17 protein-coding genes and 4 tRNA genes are annotated in these 24,807 nt (G+C 44.9%); 5 read left to right on the top strand and 16 right to left on the bottom strand.

Annotated features, from left to right (window positions below; genetic code table 11):
- The first annotated feature begins 8 nt into the window (after positions 1–8).
- Positions 9–572, top strand: a complete 564-nt coding sequence (locus DWX43_RS21075) for a biotin transporter BioY (RefSeq protein ID WP_118621729.1) — start codon at positions 9–11, stop codon at positions 570–572.
- Positions 573–660: 88 nt separating this feature from the next.
- On the opposite strand, the gene DWX43_RS21070 is transcribed toward DWX43_RS21075, so the two are convergent.
- The 3 genes from DWX43_RS21070 to DWX43_RS21060 form a co-directional block, all read right to left on the bottom strand.
- The gene (locus tag DWX43_RS21070) at positions 661–2,811 is read right to left on the bottom strand and encodes a Tex family protein (RefSeq protein WP_118621728.1); all 2,151 of its coding nucleotides are present in this window, start codon (positions 2,809–2,811) and stop codon (positions 661–663) included.
- Between the two features lie 202 nt (positions 2,812–3,013).
- Positions 3,014–3,373: a YccF domain-containing protein gene (locus DWX43_RS21065; RefSeq protein WP_109733432.1), complete on the bottom strand. Its 360-nt coding sequence runs from the start codon at positions 3,371–3,373 to the stop codon at positions 3,014–3,016.
- A complete protein-coding gene (locus DWX43_RS21060; protein ID WP_330405442.1) occupies positions 3,373–3,831 on the bottom strand; it encodes a hypothetical protein in 459 nt (152 codons plus the stop codon). The genes DWX43_RS21065 and DWX43_RS21060 overlap by 1 nt, the downstream gene beginning before the upstream one ends.
- 353 nt (positions 3,832–4,184) lie before the next feature.
- Between DWX43_RS21060 and DWX43_RS21055 the strand changes: the two genes are divergently transcribed.
- A complete protein-coding gene (locus DWX43_RS21055) occupies positions 4,185–5,084 on the top strand; it encodes an RluA family pseudouridine synthase (RefSeq protein WP_118621727.1) in 900 nt (299 codons plus the stop codon).
- Here the strand turns inward: DWX43_RS21055 and DWX43_RS21050 are convergent.
- The gene (locus tag DWX43_RS21050) at positions 5,079–6,563 is read right to left on the bottom strand and encodes a glutamate synthase subunit beta (RefSeq protein ID WP_118621726.1); all 1,485 of its coding nucleotides are present in this window, start codon (positions 6,561–6,563) and stop codon (positions 5,079–5,081) included. The genes DWX43_RS21055 and DWX43_RS21050 overlap by 6 nt on opposite strands.
- Before the next feature lie 3 nt (positions 6,564–6,566).
- A complete protein-coding gene (gene gltB, locus DWX43_RS21045) occupies positions 6,567–11,105 on the bottom strand; it encodes a glutamate synthase large subunit (RefSeq protein ID WP_109733428.1) in 4,539 nt (1,512 codons plus the stop codon).
- Positions 11,106–11,438: 333 nt separating this feature from the next.
- Here gltB and purF point away from each other — a divergent pair, with 333 nt between their 5' ends.
- From purF to DWX43_RS21030, 3 genes are all read left to right on the top strand, one after another.
- A complete protein-coding gene (purF, locus tag DWX43_RS21040) occupies positions 11,439–12,854 on the top strand; it encodes an amidophosphoribosyltransferase (RefSeq protein WP_118621725.1) in 1,416 nt (471 codons plus the stop codon).
- Positions 12,855–13,059: 205 nt separating this feature from the next.
- Positions 13,060–14,826: an ammonium transporter gene (locus tag DWX43_RS21035; protein ID WP_109733426.1), complete on the top strand. Its 1,767-nt coding sequence runs from the start codon at positions 13,060–13,062 to the stop codon at positions 14,824–14,826.
- 164 nt (positions 14,827–14,990) lie between these two features.
- On the top strand, positions 14,991–15,698 hold the full coding sequence (locus DWX43_RS21030; protein WP_182440782.1) for an SGNH/GDSL hydrolase family protein: 708 nt from the start codon (positions 14,991–14,993) through the stop codon (positions 15,696–15,698).
- Here the strand turns inward: DWX43_RS21030 and DWX43_RS21025 are convergent.
- The 11 genes from DWX43_RS21025 to DWX43_RS20975 all read right to left on the bottom strand — a co-directional run bounded on the left by DWX43_RS21025 (position 15,687) and on the right by DWX43_RS20975 (position 24,781).
- A complete protein-coding gene (locus DWX43_RS21025) occupies positions 15,687–16,676 on the bottom strand; it encodes a guanosine polyphosphate pyrophosphohydrolase (RefSeq protein ID WP_118621723.1) in 990 nt (329 codons plus the stop codon). The two genes, DWX43_RS21030 and DWX43_RS21025, sit on opposite strands and share 12 nt — an antisense overlap.
- A gap of 121 nt (positions 16,677–16,797) precedes the next feature.
- A complete protein-coding gene (locus DWX43_RS21020) occupies positions 16,798–17,871 on the bottom strand; it encodes a Gfo/Idh/MocA family oxidoreductase (protein WP_182440781.1) in 1,074 nt (357 codons plus the stop codon).
- 14 nt (positions 17,872–17,885) lie between these two features.
- The gene (locus DWX43_RS21015) at positions 17,886–18,329 is read right to left on the bottom strand and encodes a DUF6379 domain-containing protein (RefSeq protein WP_109733391.1); all 444 of its coding nucleotides are present in this window, start codon (positions 18,327–18,329) and stop codon (positions 17,886–17,888) included.
- 10 nt (positions 18,330–18,339) lie between these two features.
- Entirely contained in the window at positions 18,340–19,212 is an 873-nt protein-coding gene (locus tag DWX43_RS21010; RefSeq protein WP_118621722.1) for a TIM barrel protein, read from the bottom strand.
- Between the two features lie 28 nt (positions 19,213–19,240).
- Positions 19,241–20,353 (bottom strand): Gfo/Idh/MocA family oxidoreductase, encoded by a 1,113-nt coding sequence (locus DWX43_RS21005; RefSeq protein WP_118621721.1) that lies wholly within the window; start codon positions 20,351–20,353, stop codon positions 19,241–19,243.
- 45 nt (positions 20,354–20,398) lie between these two features.
- On the bottom strand, positions 20,399–21,760 hold the full coding sequence (locus tag DWX43_RS21000) for a glycoside-pentoside-hexuronide (GPH):cation symporter (protein WP_109733388.1): 1,362 nt from the start codon (positions 21,758–21,760) through the stop codon (positions 20,399–20,401).
- 170 nt (positions 21,761–21,930) lie between these two features.
- Positions 21,931–24,300, bottom strand: a complete 2,370-nt coding sequence (locus DWX43_RS20995) for a helix-turn-helix domain-containing protein (protein WP_118621720.1) — start codon at positions 24,298–24,300, stop codon at positions 21,931–21,933.
- Positions 24,301–24,374: 74 nt separating this feature from the next.
- Positions 24,375–24,460 (bottom strand) — tRNA-Leu (locus tag DWX43_RS20990).
- A 31-nt stretch (positions 24,461–24,491) separates the two neighbouring features.
- Positions 24,492–24,564 (bottom strand) — tRNA-Val (locus DWX43_RS20985).
- 56 nt (positions 24,565–24,620) lie between these two features.
- Positions 24,621–24,694, bottom strand: a tRNA-Asp gene (locus tag DWX43_RS20980).
- 13 nt (positions 24,695–24,707) lie between these two features.
- Positions 24,708–24,781 (bottom strand) — tRNA-Ile (locus tag DWX43_RS20975).
- Positions 24,782–24,807: the final 26 nt, after the last annotated feature.

Raw genomic sequence — 24,807 nt, 5'->3', positions numbered from 1 at the left:
ATACAAACATGGAACAGACTTCAGCCAAGAAAACATTTGTCACCACGAAACAACTTACACTGATAGGAGTCATGACAGCCGTCATCTGTATACTGGCGCCATTTACCATTCCGCTGCCATTCAGTCCGGTGCCGCTGTCGCTGGCCACCCTTGTCATTTACATATCTGTCTTTGTGCTGGGCATGAAATTCAGCACGGTCAGTTTACTCATTTATCTGCTGCTCGGTGCTGTCGGACTTCCTGTTTTCTCTGGGTTCAGCGGAGGCCTCGGTAAATTTGCCGGACCTACCGGCGGGTATCTGATCGGGTATATTTTTGTAGCGATTATCACCGGATACTTTGTCGACCATTTTCCGGGCAGGCTCTCCTTCGCTGCTGTCGGTATGGTACTCGGTTCCCTCATCTGCTACCTGTTCGGTACAGTCTGGCTCGCGGCACAGATGGAATTGTCTTTCTTCGCCGCCCTGTCCGTAGGGGTCCTGCCTTACCTGCCCGGCGACATAATCAAAATCATCGTCGCATGCATTCTCGGGCCCAAACTTAAAAATGCAGTTCACCGCATAGGAAATTAGCACATGATTGTCCACTAATGGTTTTTTCATAAAAGAGAGCCATCCGCACCAGATTATACCGGTATGGATGGCCCTCAAAATTCTTAACTTATATGCCTCTCATCGTCAGCTGAATTCTCTTCTTCTTTAAATCTACGCTCATAACCTTGACATCCACGATATCACCAACACTTACAGCTTCCAAGGGATGTTTAATGTATCTGTCCGTGATCTGCGAGATGTGGACCAAACCGTCCTGATGCACTCCGATATCCACAAACACACCAAAATCAATGACGTTGCGCACGGTTCCTTTGAGCACCATGCCTTCCTTGAGGTCCTTCATGTCAAGCACGTCTGTACGCAGGATCGGCTTCGGCATCTCATCACGTGGATCGCGTGCCGGCTTCTCCAGTTCTTTGACAATGTCCCTCAATGTAATCTCTCCGATTCCGAGTTCTTCCGCCAGCTCCTTATAATCTCTGATCGTCAGAGAAAGCCCTGTCAGGTTGCCGCCGGTAATGTCTTCCGGCTTAAATCCCTGCTTTTGCAGAAGTTTTTCCGCCGCTTCATAAGACTCCGGATGGACGCCTGTCGCATCGAGCGGATTTTTCCCGTCCATTATTCTCATGAATCCGGCGCACTGCTCAAACGCTTTCGGCCCCAGCTTTGCTACCTTCAGCAATTCTTTTCTGCTCGTAAACCTTCCGTTTTCTTCTCTATATGTCACAATATTCTTTGCAATCGTCCCCGTAATGCCGGAAATGTAGGAAAGAAGCGGTGCAGAAGCCGTGTTCAGATCGACCCCGACTTTATTCACACAGTCTTCAACAACACCATTTAAGGATTCACCCAGCTTTTTCTGGTTCATATCGTGCTGGTACTGGCCGACCCCGATTGACTTCGGATCAATCTTAACAAGCTCTGCCAACGGGTCCTGAAGCCTTCTCGCGATAGAAGCCGCGCTTCTCTGTCCGACATCGAACTTAGGAAATTCTTCAGATGCCAGTTTACTTGCCGAATATACAGATGCTCCTGCCTCATTTACAATGACATACTGGACCTTCTGTGGAATCTCCTTCAGAAGCTCCACAATAATCTGTTCAGACTCTCTGGAAGCCGTCCCGTTTCCAAGAGAAATCAGTGTGATATGGTACTTCTCTATGATCTTCTTTAAAAGGTCCTTCGATGCCTTTATCTTCTGCGGTGTGGTCGGGGCTGTCGGATATATGACTGTCGTGCCAAGTACCTTTCCTGTCTCATCTACAACGGCCAGCTTACAGCCTGTACGGAAGGCCGGGTCCCATCCGAGCACTACCTGCCCTGTAATCGGCGGCTGCATCAGAAGCTGGTGCAGGTTCTTGCCGAACACCTCGATTGCTCCATCCTCGGCCCTTTCCGTGAGTTCATTCCTGATTTCTCTTTCTATGGCCGGGGCGATCAGACGCTTATAACTGTCCTCAGCCACCTCTTTTAACACTGGTGTTGTATACGGGTTTTCCCTGATAATCGTTTTCTTTTCCAGATAACGGATAATATCTTCTTCCGGAGCCTCAATCTTCACCGCCAGTATCTTTTCCTTCTCACCGCGGTTTAAAGCAAGTATCCTGTGCCCCGCAAGCTTGCCGACAGCCTCCTCAAACTCATAATACATTTCATATACAGACTCAGCTTCCGCATCCTTTGCCACAGAAATCAGTTTCCCTTTCTGCATCGTAATCTTCCTGATCCAGCTTCTGTAATCTGCTTCATCAGAAATGGATTCGGCGATGATGTCCTTTGCCCCGGCAATCGCATCTTCCACACTCTTGACGCCCTTCTCCTCTGAAAGATACTTTTCTGCTTCCTTTTCAAGCGGGACTTTTGTCTGCTGCAATGTAATCACCGCCGCAAGCGGCTCCAGCCCCTTCTCTTTCGCAATCGTCGCGCGCGTCCTTCTCTTCGGCCGGTATGGACGGTATAAATCCTCCACGACAACCAAAGTCTCCGCCGCCAGAATCTGCGCTTTCAATTCCGCCGTCAGCTTGCCCTGTTCCTCAATGCTGGATAATACCTGCTCCTTTTTCTCCTCAAGGTTCCGCAGATAAATCAGGCGTTCATACAGCTTTCGAAGCTGCTCATCGTCCAGGGAACCTGTCACTTCTTTTCTATAACGCGAGATAAAGGGAATCGTGTTTCCCTCATCAATTAAATTAACCGCCGCGTCTATCTGCCAGCGCTTCACATCAAGTTCTTCTGTCAATCTCTGATTAATGTCCATATAATCTGTACCTCTCCTTTTTACTCCTGGCATATGACTCAAAGAATCATAACGCTTTCTATTATACAGGAAATCCCCTTTCCTTTACAACACATTTACCTATGTTTTCCTTCTTTAAATGATAAATTGTTTTACTAAAACTAAAACATAGTATGGCTGTAACCTCATCCAGAGATTACAGCCATACTGTGTTTTGTCTATCTTAATATACTTCCGATCCAAACGGCATCAGCGCCAGCTTTGCCAGTTTAAACTGCTGCATTCCAAATGGAATTCCCACAATTGTCACGCAGAGCAGTGCACCAATAACCAGTGATTCCAATGCCAGCGGTATCCCGGATACGATCATCCAGATAATGTTCAGAAGCATGGACCCCGCTCCCCCGCCATAATGGACTTCCTTCCCAAACGGGAAAAAGCTAAGTGCCGCAAACTTAAAACACTGCATCCCAACCGGTATCCCGACGATCGAAATACACCACAACACTCCTGCGAGCATCCAGCTCAGTCCGCTGATACAGCCTCCAAATATAAACCATAAAACATTTCCCAGACATCCCATTAAGCCTCAGCCTCCTTTCCGAGCATCAGCTGCTTCTCCCATTTCATCAGGTCCGCAACCATCTGCTCCACACGTTCTATCGCGTAATTTAATTCATCCTTCGCCTCGTTAATCTTAGACTGTACAAGCCAGTCTGCAATAATACCATCAAAAAAGAAATCAGCAAATGTAAGGAAGTCATCTATCTGTATTGTAAAATTATATGGCAGTTCGATGTCTTTTAGTTCACATTGAAAAAGTTCTAAATGACATCTTGCCTCCTCCAGCCTTTCTCCTGCATCATCCAGTTTGGAGTGCTTTACCAGATCAACAAGGAAGCCGCCTCCAAGTAAATCTGCAACGCCCCAGTTTCCGGCGCTGTTCAAAGCCTCTTTCGCCGCCCTCATGCTGTTCAGGGCTTTCTTCCCGGCGATAATCGCCTCATTCATTTCCACAATGTTTTCCTTTTCTCTCATCATTAGAATCTCCTTTCCGGTGCTCTTCTTATGCAGCAGACAGGTGTATCTTCAGAGATTTCTGTGAAATAAAAAAGACCCTTATTCACGACATGTCTGCCGCAATAAAAGTCTTGCACATCTCATTTGATACGGATACCTCTCGGTATCGGGTGACGGTTTCAAACCCACCTTTCGGTGTTCGGCTACTCCCTTTTACTTGCTTGTCTTGAAATATACCACCTTTCCGGTTGATTGTCAATAAAATAACGAAATATAATTCTTAAGATTTCTTTAGAACTTATCATATGCATCTTTCCCTGAAACTGGTATACTATTCAGGTAATTAAAGCCAGTTTAAGAATCGGAGAAACAAAATGGAAAGAGTTTTAACCTACCACATAAAAGAGGCGGAAAACGGCCTGCGCATAGAACAATATCTGAAGCATTACGGATATTCCAGACAGAATTTTACGGATTTAAAGAAGATGGAGCAGAGTATCCTTGTAAACGGTGAATGGTACTATCTGAAACAGAAGTTAAGCACCGGTGATATTCTGACGGTCCATATAAAAGAGGCCGAGTCCTCTGAAAACATCCCCCCGGTGCAGCTTCCGCTGAATATCGTTTACGAGGATGAAGATATTATCGTCATCAATAAAGCCGCCGGTATGCCGATTCACCCATCTATGAACAACTACACGAATTCTCTCGCCAATGGCCTTGCATGGTATTACCAGTCCCAGGGGAAGCCTTTTATCTTCCGCTGCACAAACCGTCTGGACCGCGATACCTCCGGACTCACAGTCATCGCAAAGCACATGCTCAGTTCCAGCATCCTTTCTGGCATGGCGGTCCGAAAGGAAATCAGAAGGGAATATCTGGCCGTTGTCCGCGGACAGGTTACACCTCCAGAAGGAACGATCAATGCGCCTTTATCCAGAAAATCCGGTTCCATCATCGAGAGAATCGTTGATTTTGAAAATGGAGAAAATGCCGTGACACACTATAAAGTTGTCGATGAAAAAAATGGGCACAGCCTTGTCTCCCTCGAGCTGGAGACAGGCCGCACCCACCAGATACGCATTCATATGAAATATCTGGGTTTCCCGTTAGTTGGTGATTATCTTTATAACCCGGATATGGAATATATCCACAGACAGGCGCTGCATTCCCACCGCCTGTCCTTCCGGCATCCCATAACCGGAGAAGACATGTGTTTTACTGCACCGCTGCCCGACGATATGCAACAGATCTTGACACCGTCCGTATTATAGGTTCGAATAACCCATCAGTGATGTGTCCACCGCTTTGGCCGCTTCACGTCCTTCCCTGATTGCCCACACAACCAGTGACTGGCCTCTGTGCATATCTCCCGCGGTAAATACCCCCGGGACGGATGTTTCATACTGCTCTGCCTTTGTCTTTACATTATTGTGCCCATCTGTTCCTACCTGAAAAGCTTCTGTGACATAAGCCTCACTCCCGGTAAATCCTGCCGCAATCAGGACAAGATCGGCAGACACCGTTTTCTCGCTGCCTTCAACCGTAACCATATTCAACCTGCCGGTTTTCTTATCCTTAACCGGTTTAAGGCTGACTGTCACTGCCTGTGCCACTTCTCCTTTCTTATTTCCTGTAAACGAAGCCACCGTTGTCTGATATACACGTGGGTCTCTTCCAAATAATGCCGAGGCCTCCTCCTGCCCGTAATCAGTCTTTAAAACACGGGGCCATTGTGGCCACGGGTTATCTGCCGTCCTTGTGTCGGGTGCCTGCGGCATCATTTCCAGCTGGGTAACAGATTTTGCACCAAGCCGGATGGCAGTGCTTACACAGTCGTTTCCAGTATCGCCTCCGCCTATTACAAGCACATTCTTGTTTTTCGCCAGATGATAAGGCGCCTTCCCGAAATCGGAATCCAGAAGTTCCTTCGTCACTGCCCCCAGGAAGTCTACCGCAAAATAGATTCCTTTCAGTTCTCTCCCCGGCACCTTAATGTCCCGCGGACTGGATGCTCCACAGCAAAGCACGACTCTGTCATATCCTGCCTTCAGTTCGGCAGGCATCACGTCCTTTCCGATATCTACCCCCGTTTTGAATGTAATCCCTTCCTCCTCCATGAGACGGATTCTGCGGTCAATGACCTCTTTCTCCAGCTTCATATTAGGAATCCCATATCTGAGCAGGCCCCCGACACGGTCACTTTTTTCAAATACAGTTACGAGGTGTCCCCTCCTGTTCAACTGCTGGGCACACGCAAGTCCAGCCGGACCGCTTCCGACTACAGCCACTTTCTTTCCCGTACGGACTGCCGGAATCTGGGGCTTCACCCACCCGTTTGCAAATGCACGGTCAATAATGGCATGCTCGATCTCTTTCGTTCCCACTGGTTCCCCGTGCAGGTTGCAGGTACAGGCAGCTTCGCACAGCGCTGGACACACTCTGGATGTAAACTCGGGAAAACAGAGTGTCTGTGACAGGCGCAGGTACGCCTGCTTCCATTTGCCCTGATATACGAGATCATTTGTTTCCGGCACAAGATTGTGCAGGGGGCAGCCGGAAACCAGCCCTCCAAGCATCGCGCCTGACTGGCAGAACGGAACTCCGCAGTCCATACAGCGTGCCCCCTGCTTCTGCTGTTCTTCCTCAGGCAGGTAGTTCTTAAATTCCCGGAAGTGCCGGACTCTCTTTTTCGGTTCCTCCATCCCTGCATATTTTCTATCATATTCTATAAATCCTGTCGGTTTTCCCATTTTTTACATTCCTCCCTTCTGGAAATTTTCATTGAATGCTTCCAGCTGTGCCTCTTCCGGTTTCATTCCCTGTTCTTCCAGTCTGGCTGCTATCATTATCATCTTCTTATAGTCATTTGGAATGATCTTTTTAAATTTAGGAATGTATGTTTCAAAATGCTCCAGTATTTCCATTCCTTTCTCTGAAGCCGTTGCCTCAACATGCCCGGTGATCATCTGGCGGAGTTCCTGAATGTCCGGTTTTGTCTCCACATTTTCAATCGAAATCATCTCTTTATTCAGGTTTTTATATAATTCATTTTCCTCATCCAGAACATAGGCCACACCGCCGCTCATGCCTGCCGCAAAGTTCTTTCCCGTCCGTCCTAAGACTACTACACGGCCTCCGGTCATATACTCACAGCCATGTTCTCCCACACCTTCCACAACTGCATAAGCCCCGGAATTACGAACGGCAAAGCGTTCTCCTGCAACACCGCTGATATAGGCTTTACCGCCTGTCGCACCATAAAGGGCGACATTTCCCACAATCACGTTTTCATCCGCCCTGTAGTTCCTCTGTTTTGGAGGATAGAGTATTAGTTTTCCACCTGACAGTCCCTTGCCCATATAATCGTTACAGTCACCGCAAAGCTTCAGTGTCAGTCCCTTCGGGATAAATGCCCCGAAGCTCTGTCCTCCTGCTCCTTCGCAGTTTACCGTGATGGTATCTTCATCCAGTCCGTGATGGTGCTGTCTTGTGATTTCCGCCCCCAGTATTGTACCAAAGGCACGGTCCGTATTCGTCACGGCCACATCGACAGTGGCTTTTTCCTTTCGCTCTACAGCCTTCTTCAGTTTTCCCAGCAGGATTTTCTCATCCTTTGTATCCTCCAGATGGAACTGGTAAACCTTATCCGGATTGAAGATTCTTTCTTTGCCTTCTGCTGCAAATGGATTATTCAAAATGGCGCTCAGGTCGATCTGGGATGCTTTTGGATTTTGTGCATGCGCCTTCACCTTCAGCAGATCCGTGCGGCCTGTCATCTCATCCAGTGTACGCACTCCGAGCCGGGCCATATATTCCCTCAGTTCCCCGGCAATGAATCTCATGAAGTTTACAACATACTCCGGTTTTCCACGGAATCGTTTCCGAAGCTCCGGATTCTGGGTGGCAACCCCTACAGGGCAGGTGTCCAGATTGCAGACACGCATCATCACACACCCCATCGTTACAAGCGGTGCCGTGGCAAATCCAAATTCTTCTGCCCCGAGCAGTGCCGCAATGGCGACGTCGCGGCCGCTCATCAGCTTTCCGTCTGTCTCAATCATAACCCGGTCACGAAGTCCGTTCATCAGCAGTGTCTGATGTGTTTCCGCCAGTCCAAGCTCCCACGGCAGTCCTGCATTATAGATAGAACTCTGTGGCGCCGCCCCTGTTCCGCCGTCATATCCGGAAATCAGGATGACCTGCGCCCCCGCCTTTGCAACTCCCGCCGCGACGGTTCCCACACCGGCCTCGGAGACTAATTTAACAGAAATCCTCGCATACTTATTGGCGTTCTTTAGATCGTAGATCAGCTCAGCCAGATCCTCGATAGAATAAATATCATGGTGCGGCGGCGGAGAAATCAGGCTCACCCCCGGTGTGGAATGTCTGGTTTTAGCAATCCACGGGTATACCTTTCGGGCCGGCAGGTGTCCGCCCTCTCCCGGCTTCGCTCCCTGTGCCATTTTGATCTGGATTTCCCGCGCGCTGACCAGATAGCGGCTGGTCACGCCAAAGCGCCCCGAAGCCACCTGCTTGATTGCAGAACAGCGGTCCACTTCACTTCCCGCACTGTCCAGACGTTCCTCACTCTCACCGCCTTCACCCGTATTCGATTTACCGTGGAGGATATTCATAGCAACCGCAAGCGTCTCATGTGCCTCTTCCGAGATAGAACCATATGACATGGCCCCAGTCTTGAAGCGTTTTACAATCTCATCCACACTCTCGACTTCTTCGAGCGGAATTCCTTCCTCCGGATATGCAAAATCCATAAGGCTGCGAAGGTATCCGCTCTGCTCACTGTCCACCATCTTCGTATACTGCTTAAATAAATCATAATCTCCCCGCTTTGTAGACTCCTGAAGTGTATGGATCGTCTGAGGGTTGTAACGGTGTGCCTCCCCCTCACTTCTGCTCTTATGGATTCCCATGCTCTTGAGTTCCAGATCCACCGGTAGTCCCAGCGGGTCAAAAGCCCGGGAGTGATTCAGGTCAACGTCTTTTTCAATATCCTTCAGCGTGATTCCGCCCACACGGCTGACTGTTCCCGTGAAATACTTGTCAATCACCCCGGCCGATATCCCGACTGCCTCAAATATTTTTGCCCCCAGATAGGACTGTATCGTAGAAATTCCCATCTTAGATGCTATTTTCACAATACCGTGGGTGACTGCATAAGTATAATCGTCAACAGCCGCATAGTAATCCTTATCCAGCATCTTATTATCGATCAGCTCCTTGATTGTATCCTGCGCAATATAAGGATTCACCGCACAGGCACCATAGCCGAGAAGCGCCGCAAAGTGATGTACCTCCCTTGGCTCCCCGGACTCCAGAATAATCGACAGCGCCGTCCTCTTTTTTGTCTTTACCAGATACTGGTGCACTGCGGAAACTGCCAGCAGGGAAGGCATCGCAATATGATTTTCATCCACTCCCCTGTCTGAAAGCACCAGTATGTTCGCCCCGTCCTTATATGCTTTGTCAACCTCCACAAACAGGCGGTCGATGGCCCTGTCCAGACGGGAGCTTTTATAATATGTGATTGGTACAACCTCTACCTTAAAGCCCTTCACGTTCATGTTCTTAATCTTTAACATGTCAGTATTTGTCAGGATCGGATTGTTGATCTTCAGCACCTGGCAATTCAGAGGCTGTTCTTTCAGTAAATTCCCGTCCCGGCCCACATAGACCGTCGTGCAGGTCACAATCTCCTCGCGGATCGCGTCAATCGGCGGATTTGTCACCTGTGCAAAGAGCTGTTTAAAATAGTTAAAAAGCGGCTGGTGTTTTTCAGAAAGTACGGCCAGCGGCGTGTCCGCCCCCATAGCCGAAGTTCCCTCGGAACCATTTAAGGCCATGCTGTAAATAGACTGGCGGTACTCTTCATAAGTATAACCGAACGCTTTCTGCATTCTGGTCAGTTCTTCCCCCCGGTACTCTTCTACACGCTGATTCGGAATCTTCAGGTCTTTCAGTTCAAGCAGGTTGCTGTCCAGCCATTCACCATACGGCTGTTTCTTTGCATAGATTTCTTTCACCTCTTCATCACTGAAGATGCGTCCCTTCACGGTATCCACAAGCAGGAGTTTCCCCGGGTGGAGACGTTCTTTCACTACAATCTCCTCCTCAGGCACCGGGATGACGCCCACCTCTGATGAAAGAATGATATCTCCATCCTTCGTAATATAGTATCTTGAAGGTCTGAGCCCGTTTCTGTCCAGAACCGCCCCCATCACGTCACCATCGGAAAACAGGATAGATGCCGGCCCGTCCCAGGGCTCCATCATCGTCGCATAATATTGATAGAAATCCCGTTTGTCCTGTGATATCGTCTGATTGTTCGCCCAGGGTTCAGGGATGGTGATCATTACTGCAAGAGGGAGGTCCATCCCATTCATCACAAGGAACTCAAGCGTATTATCCAGCATGGACGAGTCAGATCCGCGTGTATCCACGACCGGCAGCACCTTATGGAGCTGATCCTTCATATAGTCGGATGCCATCGTCTCTTCTCTGGCAAGCATCTTGTCTGCATTTCCACGGATCGTATTGATTTCCCCGTTATGTACAATCAGCCGGTTCGGATGAGCCCTCTCCCAGCTTGGGTCTGTATTTGTACTGAAACGGGAGTGTACGGTGGCAATCGCAGATTCGTAGTCTTCATCCTGGAGGTCCGTATAAAAGGTCCGAAGCTGGTCTACCAGAAACATTCCTTTATAAACGATCGTGCGGCTGGACATAGACGCCACATAAGTCGTGTCATTGCTCTGCTCAAAGACCCGGCGGGCAATATAAAGCATCCTGTCGAACATAAGCCCCTTCTCGACATGTTCCGGTTTTTTCACAAAAGCCTGCACAATATCCGGCATCTTCGCCCGCGCCTTGTGTCCTAAGACACCCGGACATACAGGGACCTTGCGGAATCCCAGAAATTCCATACCTTCCTTCTCCACGATAATCTCAAACATCTTTTTAGCCTGACTGCATTCCAGCTCATCCTGGGGGAGGAAGAGCATAGCGATTCCGTATTCCCTCTCCCCGCCGATCTCAATTCCTTCCTGCTTACAAGCCTTAGAAAAAAATCTGTGGGAAATCTGAAGCAGGATTCCTACTCCATCTCCGGTTTCTCCCTCGGCATCCTTCCCTGCCCTGTGTTCAAGCCGTTCCACAATTTTAAGTGCATTTTCAACAGTCTTATGGCTTTTTATCCCCTTACTGTTCACAACCGCGCCAATTCCACAGTTATCATGCTCAAACTGCTGTCTGTACAGACCTTCTTCTGTTCTCATAAATAAAAACCTCCATCATTTCTTTCCATTTCCTATGAAACAAGAAAGGCGCCGGAAGTCTGTGCTGTTAATAGCACAGATTACCGACGCCTTTGCCGCAGATCATATTCACATCTTCCGCCAGCCCCTGAGAAACTTTCAAAAATCAATTCTCCTAAGGCAGGCAAAAAATTATGAAACTACTATATCTTATTTTCAGAAATTTGTAAATCCCCAATTTTTGGGGATTGACTTTTTCAGGAAATCGTGCAATACTATACGCCAGAAAGCAAAGGCGCTTTGGATAACCCTATCCAAGGTGCCTTTTCATATTTTATAAGAGGTGTAAAAACGATGAATTTATATTCTGACCCTAAAATAAAAGAAGCCTGCGGTGTATTCGGTATCTATTCTCTTTCCGGCGAACCTGCTGCCGAATCCATATACTACGGGCTCTCGTCCCTCCAGCACCGCGGCCAGGAATCCTGCGGCATGGCAGTATGTGACACAAGGGGGCCGAAAGGAAATATGAATGCCCATAAAGGGATGGGGCTTGTAAACGAAGTATTTAATGAAGATATACTGAATACGCTCCAGGGCAATCTTGGAATCGGACACGTGCGCTACTCCACAACAGGAGCCGCTTCTATTAATAACGCGCAGCCCCTTGTCCTGAATTATATCAAAGGAACTCTGGCCCTTGCACATAACGGAAATCTTGTCAATACACGGGAACTGCGTGAGGAGTTGGTACAGACCGGGGCAATCTTCCAGACGACAACCGATTCAGAGGTCATTGCTTATCATATTGCAAAGGAAAGGGTGCATACTCATAATGTAGAAGAAGCAATCCTGCATACAGCAGGGAAAATACGCGGTGCGTATGCCCTGGTCATTGCGAGCCCGCGCAAGCTCATCGGGGTCCGCGACCCTCTGGGATTGAAGCCTCTGTGCCTTGGAAGGCGGGACGATGCCTATATTCTGGCTTCTGAAAGCTGTGCATTGTCTGCCGTCGGCGCAGAATTTATCCGGGATATCAGACCTGGTGAAATCATAACGATTACCTCAGAAGGTATCACCTCCAACTGCCATCTCTGCCAGACTCAGCATGCACACTGCATCTTCGAATATATTTATTTTGCCAGACTCGACAGCACACTGGATGGTGTCAATATCTATGATGCCCGGGTAAAGGGCGGCGCCGCTCTTGCTGCCGCCTATCCTGCAGATGCTGACCTTGTCGTGGGTGTGCCGGATTCCGGAATTCCCGCAGCAAAAGGGTATTCAGAAGCTTCAGGAATCCCGTTTGCACTGGCATTCTACAAGAACAGCTATGTAGGGCGGACATTCATAAAACCGACCCAGAAGGAACGGGAATCGAGTGTCCGGCTAAAATTAAATGTATTAGCTTCCGTTGTTAACGGGAAGCGGATTGTTCTGGTCGATGACTCCATCGTCCGGGGCACAACAATTGCAGGCCTGATACGCATGTTAAAAGGCGCAGGGGCAAAAAGCGTACATGTCCGCATCAGTTCGCCCCCGTTTCTGTATCCATGCTATTTCGGGACAGATGTCCCTTCTAATAAACAGCTGATCGCCTCCTCGCACACTTCCGGGGAAATCTGTAGTATGATTGGCGCTGATTCTCTTGGTTATATGAAATTGGAAGATTTACAGCTTATGACCGGAGATTTGTCTCTCTGTAAAGCATGTTTCGACAGGCAGTATCCGATGGATATTACAGGACATACAGAGGAAAAAATACAGTAATTGCGGGAATGCATGTCATTTTCCGATTACATAAATCAAACGATGCCATATTGAAGCAAGTATTTTGCCTCCGACATCATCACATTTTTTATGCAAGGGTGCGTAATTCTATTTTCGGGAATACGCACTCTTTTTATTACCAGATTTTCTGGTATCTGCACAGAGAAATGTGAAATAACAGTAGTAAAGGAAGGGAGAATTAACTATGAATGCTTTTTCATCTGTCAACACAATCTGGGTGCTCCTTGGCGCCGCCCTCGTCTTCTTTATGCAGGCCGGTTTTGCAATGGTCGAAACAGGGTTCACCCGGGCAAAGAATGCGGGTAATATTATCATGAAAAACCTGATGGATTTTTCAATCGGCACACCAGCCTTCTGGCTTGTAGGTTTTGGCCTGATGTTCGGAACAGGCAATGGAATCATCGGGTCTATATCCGGTATTGCTTCCGAATCAAATTATGGGGCAGGAATGCTTCCTGACGGCGTGCCTTTCTATGCCTTTTTGATTTTCCAGACTGTTTTCTGTGCAACCGCGGCAACCATCGTGTCCGGGGCTATGGCCGAGAGAACCAAATTTTCGGCATACTGTATATACAGTCTGATCATCAGCCTTGTTGTATATCCTGTATCCGGACACTGGATCTGGGGCGGCGGCTGGCTTGCTGAAATGGGATTCCATGATTTTGCGGGTTCCTGCGCCGTCCACATGGTAGGCGGTGTCGCAGCACTCGTCGGTGCAAAGATCCTTGGCCCCCGTATCGGAAAATATTCAAAGAGCGGGAAGTCGAAAGCAATCCCGGGCCACAACCTGACCATTGGCGCACTCGGTGTCTTCATTCTCTGGTTTGCGTGGTTTGGTTTCAATGGTGCCTCAACTGTTTCTATGGAAGGAGATGCAATCGTCTCCGCCTCCAAAATCTTCGTGACGACTAATCTGGCCGCGGCAGTAGCTACTGTCACGGTTATGATCCTTACATGGATTCTTTACAAAAAACCAGATGTATCTATGTCCCTCAACGGTTCTCTGGCAGGTCTTGTAGCCATTACCGCCGGATGTGATACTGTATCACCCGTTTCTGCCGCTATTATAGGTATTCTGGCAGGTCTTGTAGTAGTCTTTGGTATTGAATTTATCGACAAAGTATGCCGCATTGATGATCCTGTAGGTGCCGTAGGCGTACACGGAATGTGCGGTGCACTTGGTACCCTCTGCGTAGGGCTGTTTTCAGATGGAAGCGGCACCGAAGGAAAGGGACTCTTTACAGGCGGTGGATTCACACAGCTTGGAGTTCAGTTCACCGGGTTTATTGCAACGGCTGCATGGGTTGCCGTAACGATGATCATTGTATTCGAGATTATTAAACATACAATGGGGCTTCGTGTATCCGCCGAAGAAGAGATTGCGGGTCTGGATATCCGGGAACACGGCCTTACAAGCAGTTATGCGGACTTTGTTACCCAGGATGTTATGAATCCAGTTCCTAATGTCATGGGGACTGCTTCCAAAACAGCCCATTCTGCTTCATCCGCATCAGCCGCACAGGCTCCCGCTGAAGCTGCACGCAGCATGGCTGACAGCGCTGTAGGAAAGAATGGAAGTATTACAAACAAGCTGACAAAGGTGGTCATCATTACACGCCGCAACAAGCTGGAAGACTTCATGCAGGCCATGAATGAAATCGGAGTGACAGGAATCACCATCACCAATGTTCTTGGCTGCGGCGTGCAGAAAGGCTCTACTGCTTATTACCGTGGAGTCGAAATGGATATGAATCTGCTTCCGAAGGTCAAGATCGAGATTGTAGTCAGCCTCGTACCAGTCCAGAAAGTCATCGATACTGCGAAGTCCGTGCTCCATACCGGACAGATCGGAGACGGAAAAGTCTTTATCTATGATATAGAAAATGTTGTAAAAATCCGTACAGGCGAGCAGGGATACCTCGCACTGCAGGATACTTCTGACGAAGAATAAAGTTTAGGGTGCCGGAAACAAAAGAACATACAATTCCTGGAATTGGATGACTTTTGTTTCCGGCATTTTTTTACTTTTTTAACTCACGCCCTTGACGAGGGGTTTTTCAAATTATATAATGTAGTTATCAAAACTACATGTCGTGTTAAAGGAAGGTAATGTTTATGAAAAGTATAAAAAATATAGAAGTACTTGGAGATTCTATCTTAAAAGGAATTCAGGTCAATCCGGTCAATAAGAAATATCAGACGAAGAATGACATCGATTTCGATATGTTAAGCCGCGAATACGCTCTGTCCATAAAAAATGACTCACGTTTTGGATGTACTGTCACCAAAGGTGCGCGTATCCTTCTGAAAAAACTGGATACCGGTCTGAATTGTGACGCCGTTGTCATGGATTTTGGCGGAAACGACTGTGATTATAAATGGGCGGAAATTGCAGAGAACCCGGAAGGAGATTTTTCTCCCAATACGCCTTTAAAGCAGTTCATCGAAGAGTATACCTGCTTAATCCAAACATTAAAAAGCAGAGGCATTCTGCCAATACTGACCACACTGCCTCCGCTTGACCCCCAGCGGTTCTTCAACTGGTGGTGCCAGAACCTTAATAAGAAAAATGTTATGAAATGGCTCGGCTCAATTGGCCATATCTCGGACCATCAGGCCACATACTCTTCTGCCGTAGAAGCCCTGGCTGCAAGCGAACATGTGCCGCTGATTGATATCCGGTCAGCATTTCTCAGACATGGTACAATATCCGATCTGATCTGCGAAGATGGTACCCATCCTAATTCCAAAGGGCAGCAGATTATTACAGGGGTGTTTCAATCATTTGCGGCAGAGAAGCTGCCCGTTGTATTAGTCAATTAAATCATTCTGAAATCTGGATAAATGTTCATAAGGCAGAATTACCCTGCCGCGGTATAATCCACAGCCATCATTTATCAGGCTGTTATCTGCGGCAGAAAACATATTGACGTCAATCTTTGAAAGCTCCAGCTGCTGTAACTGGACAACCCTCTCGTAAGCCTCATCAAAATATATACATTCCCCGGCCGGTACAGCATTTCTTTCTGCGCGCTCATTATCCTGCCGCTTTTCATACCACAGATGATTTGCCGGGCCTATTTCAGCATAATCATCCATCCCTTTCGTGCGCAATTGAACTTCGATATAACAGCGGGCGCTATTATCATAAAAAGTAATGTGAAGTGACTGATAGCCGGAGCTGTTTACATTCGCAATATAGTCTTTATAATAAGGCTGCACAGATTCTTTTAGAAAGGCTGATTTCCTTTCCACCTGACTGCCGGAAACAATTGCAGTAAAACCCCGCTCTTCCAGAAACTCCGGAAGGTAATTTGCAATCTCATATAGATACTTTATTTCTTCCGTTTCCACATCTGTCTCCTCATCAAGGTGGCATTTTGGCATAGAAATTACAATTCTGTAGGCAATCAAATCCCGGAAACAGCTAAGCTTATTCTTCAGTTCCGGAACCGGAGGATACATCCCATGCTCATGATAATAGTCTGATATATATTCCACGACATATCCATTAAACTTTGCCTCTGCCCTGATTAAAGATTTTATCCTCCCTTTAAAGGTAAACGCCAGATACGGGTACTCTGTCGCCATAAACTTATAAAATTCCCTGAGGCGCTGTGATTGAGATGTCAGAAAATCATTATGTTCGAGAAGGTTTGCAATCTGAATTAAAAAGTTGCAGTGCATCAGGTCAACCGGATTATGTGTCCGCCTTGCAGATTCCCGAAGGTCCTCCATGTATTTATACAAGATCTTAATAACTGTATCACCAGAATATAAATAGTCATTTAATTTAATCATTGCAGTTTACCCCGTTTCTTTTTTTTCATTAAAAAGAGGCATAGTTCGTAAACTATACCCCCTTGTACTATGTACAGTATAATTAAATGAAAAATAAATGTCAATTACCGCTTTCAATTCACTATGCTTCAAAAATGACAGACTGACCTGTGCGACCAGATTCTCTAACTGCATCCATCAGGGCAAGCACCCTTCTCGTCTCAGGAATCTGAACCAAAAATTCTGTTTCACCCCAATATGCTTTTCTATAATTTTCAAAATAATCTTTATGATTTGTGTTTACTTCTGGAACAGGTTCAGTCAGAATCTTTCCATCTGGCGGAGGTCCAAAAGAACGTGTAGGACCTGCTGCCGTCATGGTTCTTTTATCGCCTGCATTCTGCAGCAGGCCCGCCGTTCGCACAATTTTCCCTTCCGGACTGAATCCATCGAGATAAGCACTTCCTTTGTTTCCACCGATAAACCAATGGCGCTCGAACCATTTGTCATGCATCTTATCTGTCAAATAATAAGTTCCCAGCTCTACTTCTGCTGTTATATGATTATCAAACCGCATAAGAATCTTAAAGTAATCATCCACTTCATGATTAATGACATTACGAATATCCGCGTAAACATTAGTCAGTTTTGCTTCCGGCATCATAAACAAAATCTGATCCAACAGGTGTACACCCCAGTCATACAGCATTCCGCCGCCTTCACGAATATATACATGCCAGTCATGCATGTTGCCGTTAAACCCGTACAAGCTGCTTTTAATAGTATAGATATCGCCTAGTGTTCCCTGATCAACTATCGCCTTTGCTGTACAAAAATCGGGGTCCATCCTTCTCTGATGGTGAACAGTAAATCTCACCCCACACTCTCGCGTTATCCTCATCATATCGTCCAGTTCTTCCAGATTCATAGCTACCGGTTTCTCACAGATTATGTCTTTTCCCGCTCTTGCTGCCTGCAAAGCCAGGTCATGATGCTGGTTGTTGTTCGCGGCAATCAGCACAACCTGTACCTCCGGATCCTGAAACAATTCTTCGTTTGAATGATATCTTTTTATACCTTCCTTCACATCCTCAAGCTGCTTCAAATCTATATCTGAAATTCCAACTACCCGGTAGCCATCCATAACGGTAAGCATCTTCTCATGCTCATGTCCCATAAAACCGTGACCTATAATCCCAATTCTAATGTCTTCCATTATCCCTCTCACCTCTAAACAATTAACAGCCTTCTTTGGTTAACATGATGACCAAATTCCGGCATTGAAATTTTACTCTCACAATCAGGATCCAATGCATCCTGCATAACCGGCGGCATGTAGGATGATGTGAAGCAAAATCCCAGTGTCAGGTCATGATACCCCTGCGCCAGTCCATCCTTTTTTTTCACTTTAATAACTGCAGGCTTTGTAACACTCCAATGAGTATCCATATCTGTTTTCATTTCTTCATATGTAAAATCTTTTCCATTAATATTCCAGATAATCTCTTCTCTTTCAAAACGCTCCCCATCTACGAAAAGCGTTCCCGGCCGCAGCTGACTTAAGAATATTCCTCTATAATACGGAAGTCTGACCTTAAACTGAAACCCAGTAACAGCCCCTGCCTCTTCTACATTCCTAAACCCAATTGACTGAATTACGTCCCGTTCTAACATTGTTTACCTCCTAATCTCCCAGACAATTTTTAAGTAAAATGTGATGCTTTCTAAGTGTCTGTCCTACTTCATACCCTTTGTCGTACTTATCATGGCCTTCATACTCACTCAGTAAATACCCGTCCCATTTATGTACCTTCATAATCTCAATAATTTCTTTATACGGAATGGTTGTTTCTTCAAAATCATCACTCATATTGTTGAATTTTGCATGACAGCAATATATATATGGAAGTAATGGAATAATATCCTCTGGTTTACTTGCAACAAATCCTGGCTGCCTGCGTTCGCCTTCTTTAAAAAAGTTACGAAACAGACCAAAATCAATGTTTAACCCAAAATGTTTTGTTCCTGTCTGTTCTATGAAATCCACATAATCCGCCACCAGCTTATTGCTTAAGTTTGTCGGTGCATGAATCTCCGGACACATTTTAATATTTAATTCTTCCGCAAGTGGAAGAGCCATTTTAATAATCTCGCGCCAGTTCTTTACTGGTTCCAGATCACCTGATATGACAGGCATCTTTGTTCTCATTACTGTAAACCCAAGCCTGGCAGCAAGGCGCATATCCCTCTTAAGCATCTCATAGGACTCTTCTGTTGTTAAATCTCTATGGCCAAGTACATGGGAGTCGATCCAGTTGCCATACTCCACAGGTACTATCTCATATTTATCTAACAGTCTAAACCACTCCTCCACCCATTCATCTGTCGGATTTGGATAGTTTTCAATATGAGTGTTTGCCAGAATTTCCAGACCATGTGCCCCCATATCAAACATATCTTCCAGACAATCTTCTAAGTTTTTGCTTATTCCAAATTCAGCTGAATAGCTATATAATGCAACGCCCCTTTTGGGCCCTTTTTTATTGTATTGATACATAACTGCCTCCTATTTTTCCATCATATTATTACAATTGTACCTCATGGCCTTCTGCTGCCGCTTTGTAGATGGTGTCAAGAATCTGCGTTACAACGAATGCCTGTTCCGCCTTTACAAGAGGCTCTTTATCTTCTAAAATAGCTTCCAGCCACTGCTTGCATTCTTTATCTGCCGGTGTTCCGCCTCCATTCCCTTCAAAGAATGCAACAGCGCCTGTATCAGAGATATGTTCCTCCGTCAAAATTCCACCTGTTGTCTCATTGATAACCAGGTCATAGGCCTTTCCACTCATTCCGCCAATCATTTCTGCCCCTGCTTTTGTCCCGCACAAAGTAGTTGCTGCTTCACGAGAATCTTTTACATTCAAAGCCCATGAAGATTCAAGGAAAATTGTCGCTCCATTTTCCATTTTGATATAGCCAAAGGCAGAATCTTCTACTTCATATGCCTTCGGATCCCAAGGTCCGAACATATTGCCTTCTGTAGCTTCCGGAAGATGTCCTAATTTTTCAAACACAGAACCAGTCACTGTTTTTGGCTTATAGTTGTCCATGCACCACAATGTAATATCCAGCGCATGTGTCCCGATATCAATTAACGGTCCGCCACCTTGTTTTGATTTATCCGGGAATACGCCCCACGTAGGAACAGCCCTTCTTCTTACTGCATGTGCTTTAGCAAAATAAATATCTCCGAGTTTCCCTTCCTCGCAGGCTCTCTTTAGTGCCTGAGCATCTGTACGGAAACGGTTCTGATATCCGATTGTAAACTTTTTACCAGATTTTTTCCACGCATCCATCATCTTCTGTGCATCTTCTGTTGTTGCTGCCATAGGTTTCTCGCACATAACATTTTTCCCTGCCTCAAAAGCTGCAACTGTAATTGGACAGTGTGCTACATTTGGTGTACACACATGTACTACATCAATTTCTGCATCTTTTAACAGTTCTATATAATCTGTATATACTTTTGCATTGTCAGCTCCATATTTATCTGCTGCTTCCTTTGCACGTTCCTCCAAAATATCACAAAATGCCACAATCTCGCATTTGTCTGTCTGCTTACTTAATGCCGGGAAGTGTTTTTGGTTTGCAATTCCCCCACATCCTATAACCGCCACCTGTAATTTTCCGTTTTTCATAATCACTGCCTCCTGTTATTTTATTCAGATATTTAGTTTTACTTTTTATTCGGCTGCGTTGCGTACTGCAATCTTTTCTCTAATTTCGTCTGCCTCTTTATCAGTCAGCTTCCAGAATATTAGTGGAAGCAGTCCCGCAGCAATAAAGAAGATTCCCGGAACAAGGTTAGCCGCCATATTAATTCCATGCTGTGCTGTTGATGTAATATTTTTACCTGCAACATAACCAAATGCGGCCATTAACATAACTCCGATAGAACCGCCAAGGGCATTTCCCACTTTTGTTGCCAGTCCATAAAAAGCATATGCAACACCATCTGAACGTACTCCTGTCTTTAAGTCCTGATAATCTACGGAATCCGCAACCATTGACAATGTAGACGGGAATCCAAAGCCGGCAATCGCAAAGAAGACATGGGCAGCAATCACCATCTTGATATTGTCGAACGGCACCATAAATATCCAGATAAGACCAATTCCCTTACCAATCAGGCTGGCAACCAGAACATTCCTTTTACCATGCGCTCCAAGTTTGCGGATTAAATAAGGTGCTATAATATTACCAATAATACTTCCAATTGAAGGCAGTGTCATAAGAAGTGCCATCAATGTAAAATTACCCAGACAGTCTCTCACATAGAATGCCATAATACCAATGCGTCCCATGTTTCCTGTCATTTGCAGCAGCATTGTAAGTACAATGATCATAAGATACCTGTTTGTAAAAATTACTTTTAAATTCTTTACAATTGAAACTTTTTCCGTGCTGGTTTTTGGCATGATGACTTCTTTTGAATTCTTAAACACCATAAAAAACATAGGCAGGGAGATTACTGCAAAAATTATCGCTGCAATCGTATAACTACTTCCTGAAATCTGTTCTGTACTTCCTGAAATCTTGACCAATATGATGGATGATGCAAAGTTAATCGTCATCATACCAACCTGCATCCCAATCCCTCTTATAGAATTCAATTTGTTCCGGTCACTGTCATGTGTAGTCATTACACCCGCCATTGCACCGTAAGGGATGTTAACCAATGTGTACAGCATACCAGCCCCAATATATGTAAATATAGCCCATACAATGCCTGCTGTACCATTGCCAAATGGAGATGTAAATGTTAATACACTAAACAACCCAAGGAACGGGGCCCCAAATAGAATGTACGGTCTGAAACGCCCCCATTTAGTACGCGTTCTCTCTGCAATTCCCCCCATCATAGGGTCATTAATTGCATCCCAAATCTTTGCAGCCATTAAAATTGTTGAGACAGCCAGAGGCGCAAGTCCTACAACATCCATATAGTACACAGTGAGATATGTTCCCACAAAGCTCCATACGAGCTGACTCGCCATGTCCCCCAGCCCATAACTGAAAATACTTTTTTTAGAAAGTTTTTCCATATCATTTACTTCCTTTCTTTTCCTTTGTTTTGATATATTAAGTATAGTAAAATAAAACTTATTTGACTTTCCTTTAAAATTTAAATTGCTTTTCATTTTTTGCTAATTTTAAATAAAAACAAATAGAAGGTGCAAAAAACAGCTTCCATTTTTTGCACCTTCTATCTCTTCTAATATTCATTGATATAAACCATTCTCATTTCATGCGGTTCTAGTTCAACTTGGAATTTAATCTTATGATTTTCACTTCTCTCATGATGTATATAAATTTTTGGTATACAAATATTTTTCAAATAATGAATTTCCTCTTTTCCCAATTCTTCCTGATTTCCAAGCAGCCTCCATTCATCCATAATGCTTCCAAAATGACTGTTGATAACTTCTTCTTTTATCATATACTCCTTGTTGTCATCCAGTTCTTCAATAGTAAATTCAATTTTCTCCTTTTCCTCACTTTGAAACACTTTGGATAAATCTAAATGTTCATTTTCTTTCTTAAGGTAATAATAATAACTATAATCCCTGTGATTAAAACACAGGCACGTAATGGTATTCGCTGAATCTCTTGTTACAATATAATTATTTCCTATCCGCAGGATATCCCTGCCTAACTTTTTCATAAATTCGAACGCATAAAAAGATGGTTTCTTGATTCCATCCTTAGTCAGGAGTCCCCCTCCTCCATATATCAGCTTCCTTGAATCGTAAAAAGTATCAACAGCATCTGAACCATGCCAGAAACCAATCATATCCGCCAGCTTCCAAATACTTAAAATGAACTTAATAATATACGTTCCCCTTGCACAACTGTCCTGTAGAATATTACGGTTAGATACACTATTGGACCACTCTGAGATGCATATTTTGCACTCTATGTTTTCATTTTTAAGCAAAGCATGTACCTTTTCCATATACTTTCTGGCATACAAATAGTCATTTCCCATTTGCAAAGAATAATCTTCCATCATCTTATGAGAATAATCAGCAAAAATTTTCACTGTGAATATTTCTGGAAAAATCCCCCGGGTCTTCAAATCATGAATTACATTTTGAAACTGTACTTCATTGATTTCTCCATGCGGGCTAAGTCCTGCCACCCTCCCATTCCCCAGATTAGACTTAATGATTTTCCAGCCGGCCTCATATGCATCTATATATACATAATCTTTTTCATAATATGGCTCTTTATTCCAGGGAAATTCATAGATCCATTTCTCAAGTACACCCTTGTCATATCTTCTAATCAGATGTTTGATTAGGTGTTCCATCAGATTCTTCCACTCATCTATCGTTTTCAGATTATACTGCATGTTGGCAGAATAAAGCTCATTATTTCTCCCTGCCATAATCACACGATTACGCTTACCAAAATCTAGCAGAAGCAGTATCTTATTTTGTACAAAAAAGTCAAAGATGCGGTCAAGTGATTCAAAGTTAAAATTTTTCCCGGAAAAATCTGTGGAAATCATAAATTTTTCCGAGAATAGATTCCATATCCTAACATACTTAATGTCCAAAACTTGTTTCAAAAATAAAATATGTTCCTGTATAGCAGCTTCACTGACACACGAAGCCTCCCCTATATTGATAATCTCATTGTGATTCATCCACTGTACATGGTTTGTCTGTACCTTGATTGCCACTTTCTTAATATTCTGGTCTTCTTCCCTATTCTCAATTTTTTCATATAAGTTTTTTCTTAACTCTTCTACTTTGTCATTTTCAATTTTCTCATTATGAGTAAACTCTTCCATCCGTTTTCGAAACTCCGAAGGGGTTATCCCATACTTCTTTTTGAAGATACGATTTAAAACTGAAGGAGTAGAAAATCCACTATCCACAGCAATATTTGTAATTGTTGCGTCGGTTTGGCAAAGTTCATTAGCCGCATTCTCAATTCTCACTTCATTTAAATAATTCACAAAATTCTGACCTGTCTTATTCTTGAAATAACGTGAAAGATATGACTCCGATACCTGGAAATGATCCGCCACATCAGTCAGACTCAAGGTCTCAAAATAGTGGTGATGAATATAATTTAAAATCCGGTCAATCTTTTCACTCATATGTTCTTTCACATACAACTTCATGCTGTTCTTATCTAGTTTATAATTAGCAGACAACTGGTGTATTATCTGAAATAAAATACTGGCCATCTCACTCAAATCTGATTCTTCAATATTTAAATACCGCAAAATCAACGTTTCTATTAGAGCTCGTAGTTTTTTATCCTCCTGAGACGGGTACAGCACAGAGTTACACCGGAATATAATGTATTCATCTCTAACCAGCTTTCTTAGAAGCCGGTAGGGAATCAATATACGAAATACTATCGTATTACAACAGTTAAAAAGTGTATGGTGTTGATTTGGATTTATGACTGCAATATCATCTTTCCCAATCTGATACTCCTGTTCCTCTTTAACAGAAACTCCATTTTCAACAACGTATAGCAATTCCAGATCCTGATGAAAATGTATATTTTCATTAGAAAGATACATTAATTCTATTTTACATCCCTGTATAGTCTCTTGCTTCATCCTCTTCACCTCAATAGTGCAAATAAAAACACCGACAGCCCCTATCAAATAAGGACGTCGGTGAAAATAAATAATGCCGCAGACCGGAATCGAACCGGTACGGGTATCACTACCCACGGGATTTTAAGTCCCGGGCGTCTGCCAGTTCCGCCACTGCGGCATTTCTTTGCAGTACATTACATACTGCAAAATGGGACCTATAGGGCTCGAACCTATGACCCTCTGCTTGTAAGGCAGATGCTCTCCCAGCTGAGCTAAGATCCCATACTATTTAATTATCCATCGGTAAAGATTATACATCTTTTTTACTCCGATGTCAACGACCCAGAAGAGACTCGAACTCTCGACCTCCGCCGTGACAGGGCGGCGCTCTAACCAACTGAGCCACTGGGCCTTATTTAAAAAAGTGGACCTTCGGGGACTCGAACCCAGGACCGATCGGTTATGAGCCGATTGCTCTAACCAACTGAGCTAAAGGTCCACGTGTATTATGTCCCATAAAGGAAC

This window comes from Clostridium sp. AF19-22AC (assembly GCF_003479085.1).
Lineage (GTDB): Bacteria > Bacillota > Clostridia > Lachnospirales > Lachnospiraceae > Faecalicatena_A > Faecalicatena_A orotica.
This window is presented reverse-complemented; position numbering and strand designations above follow the sequence as displayed.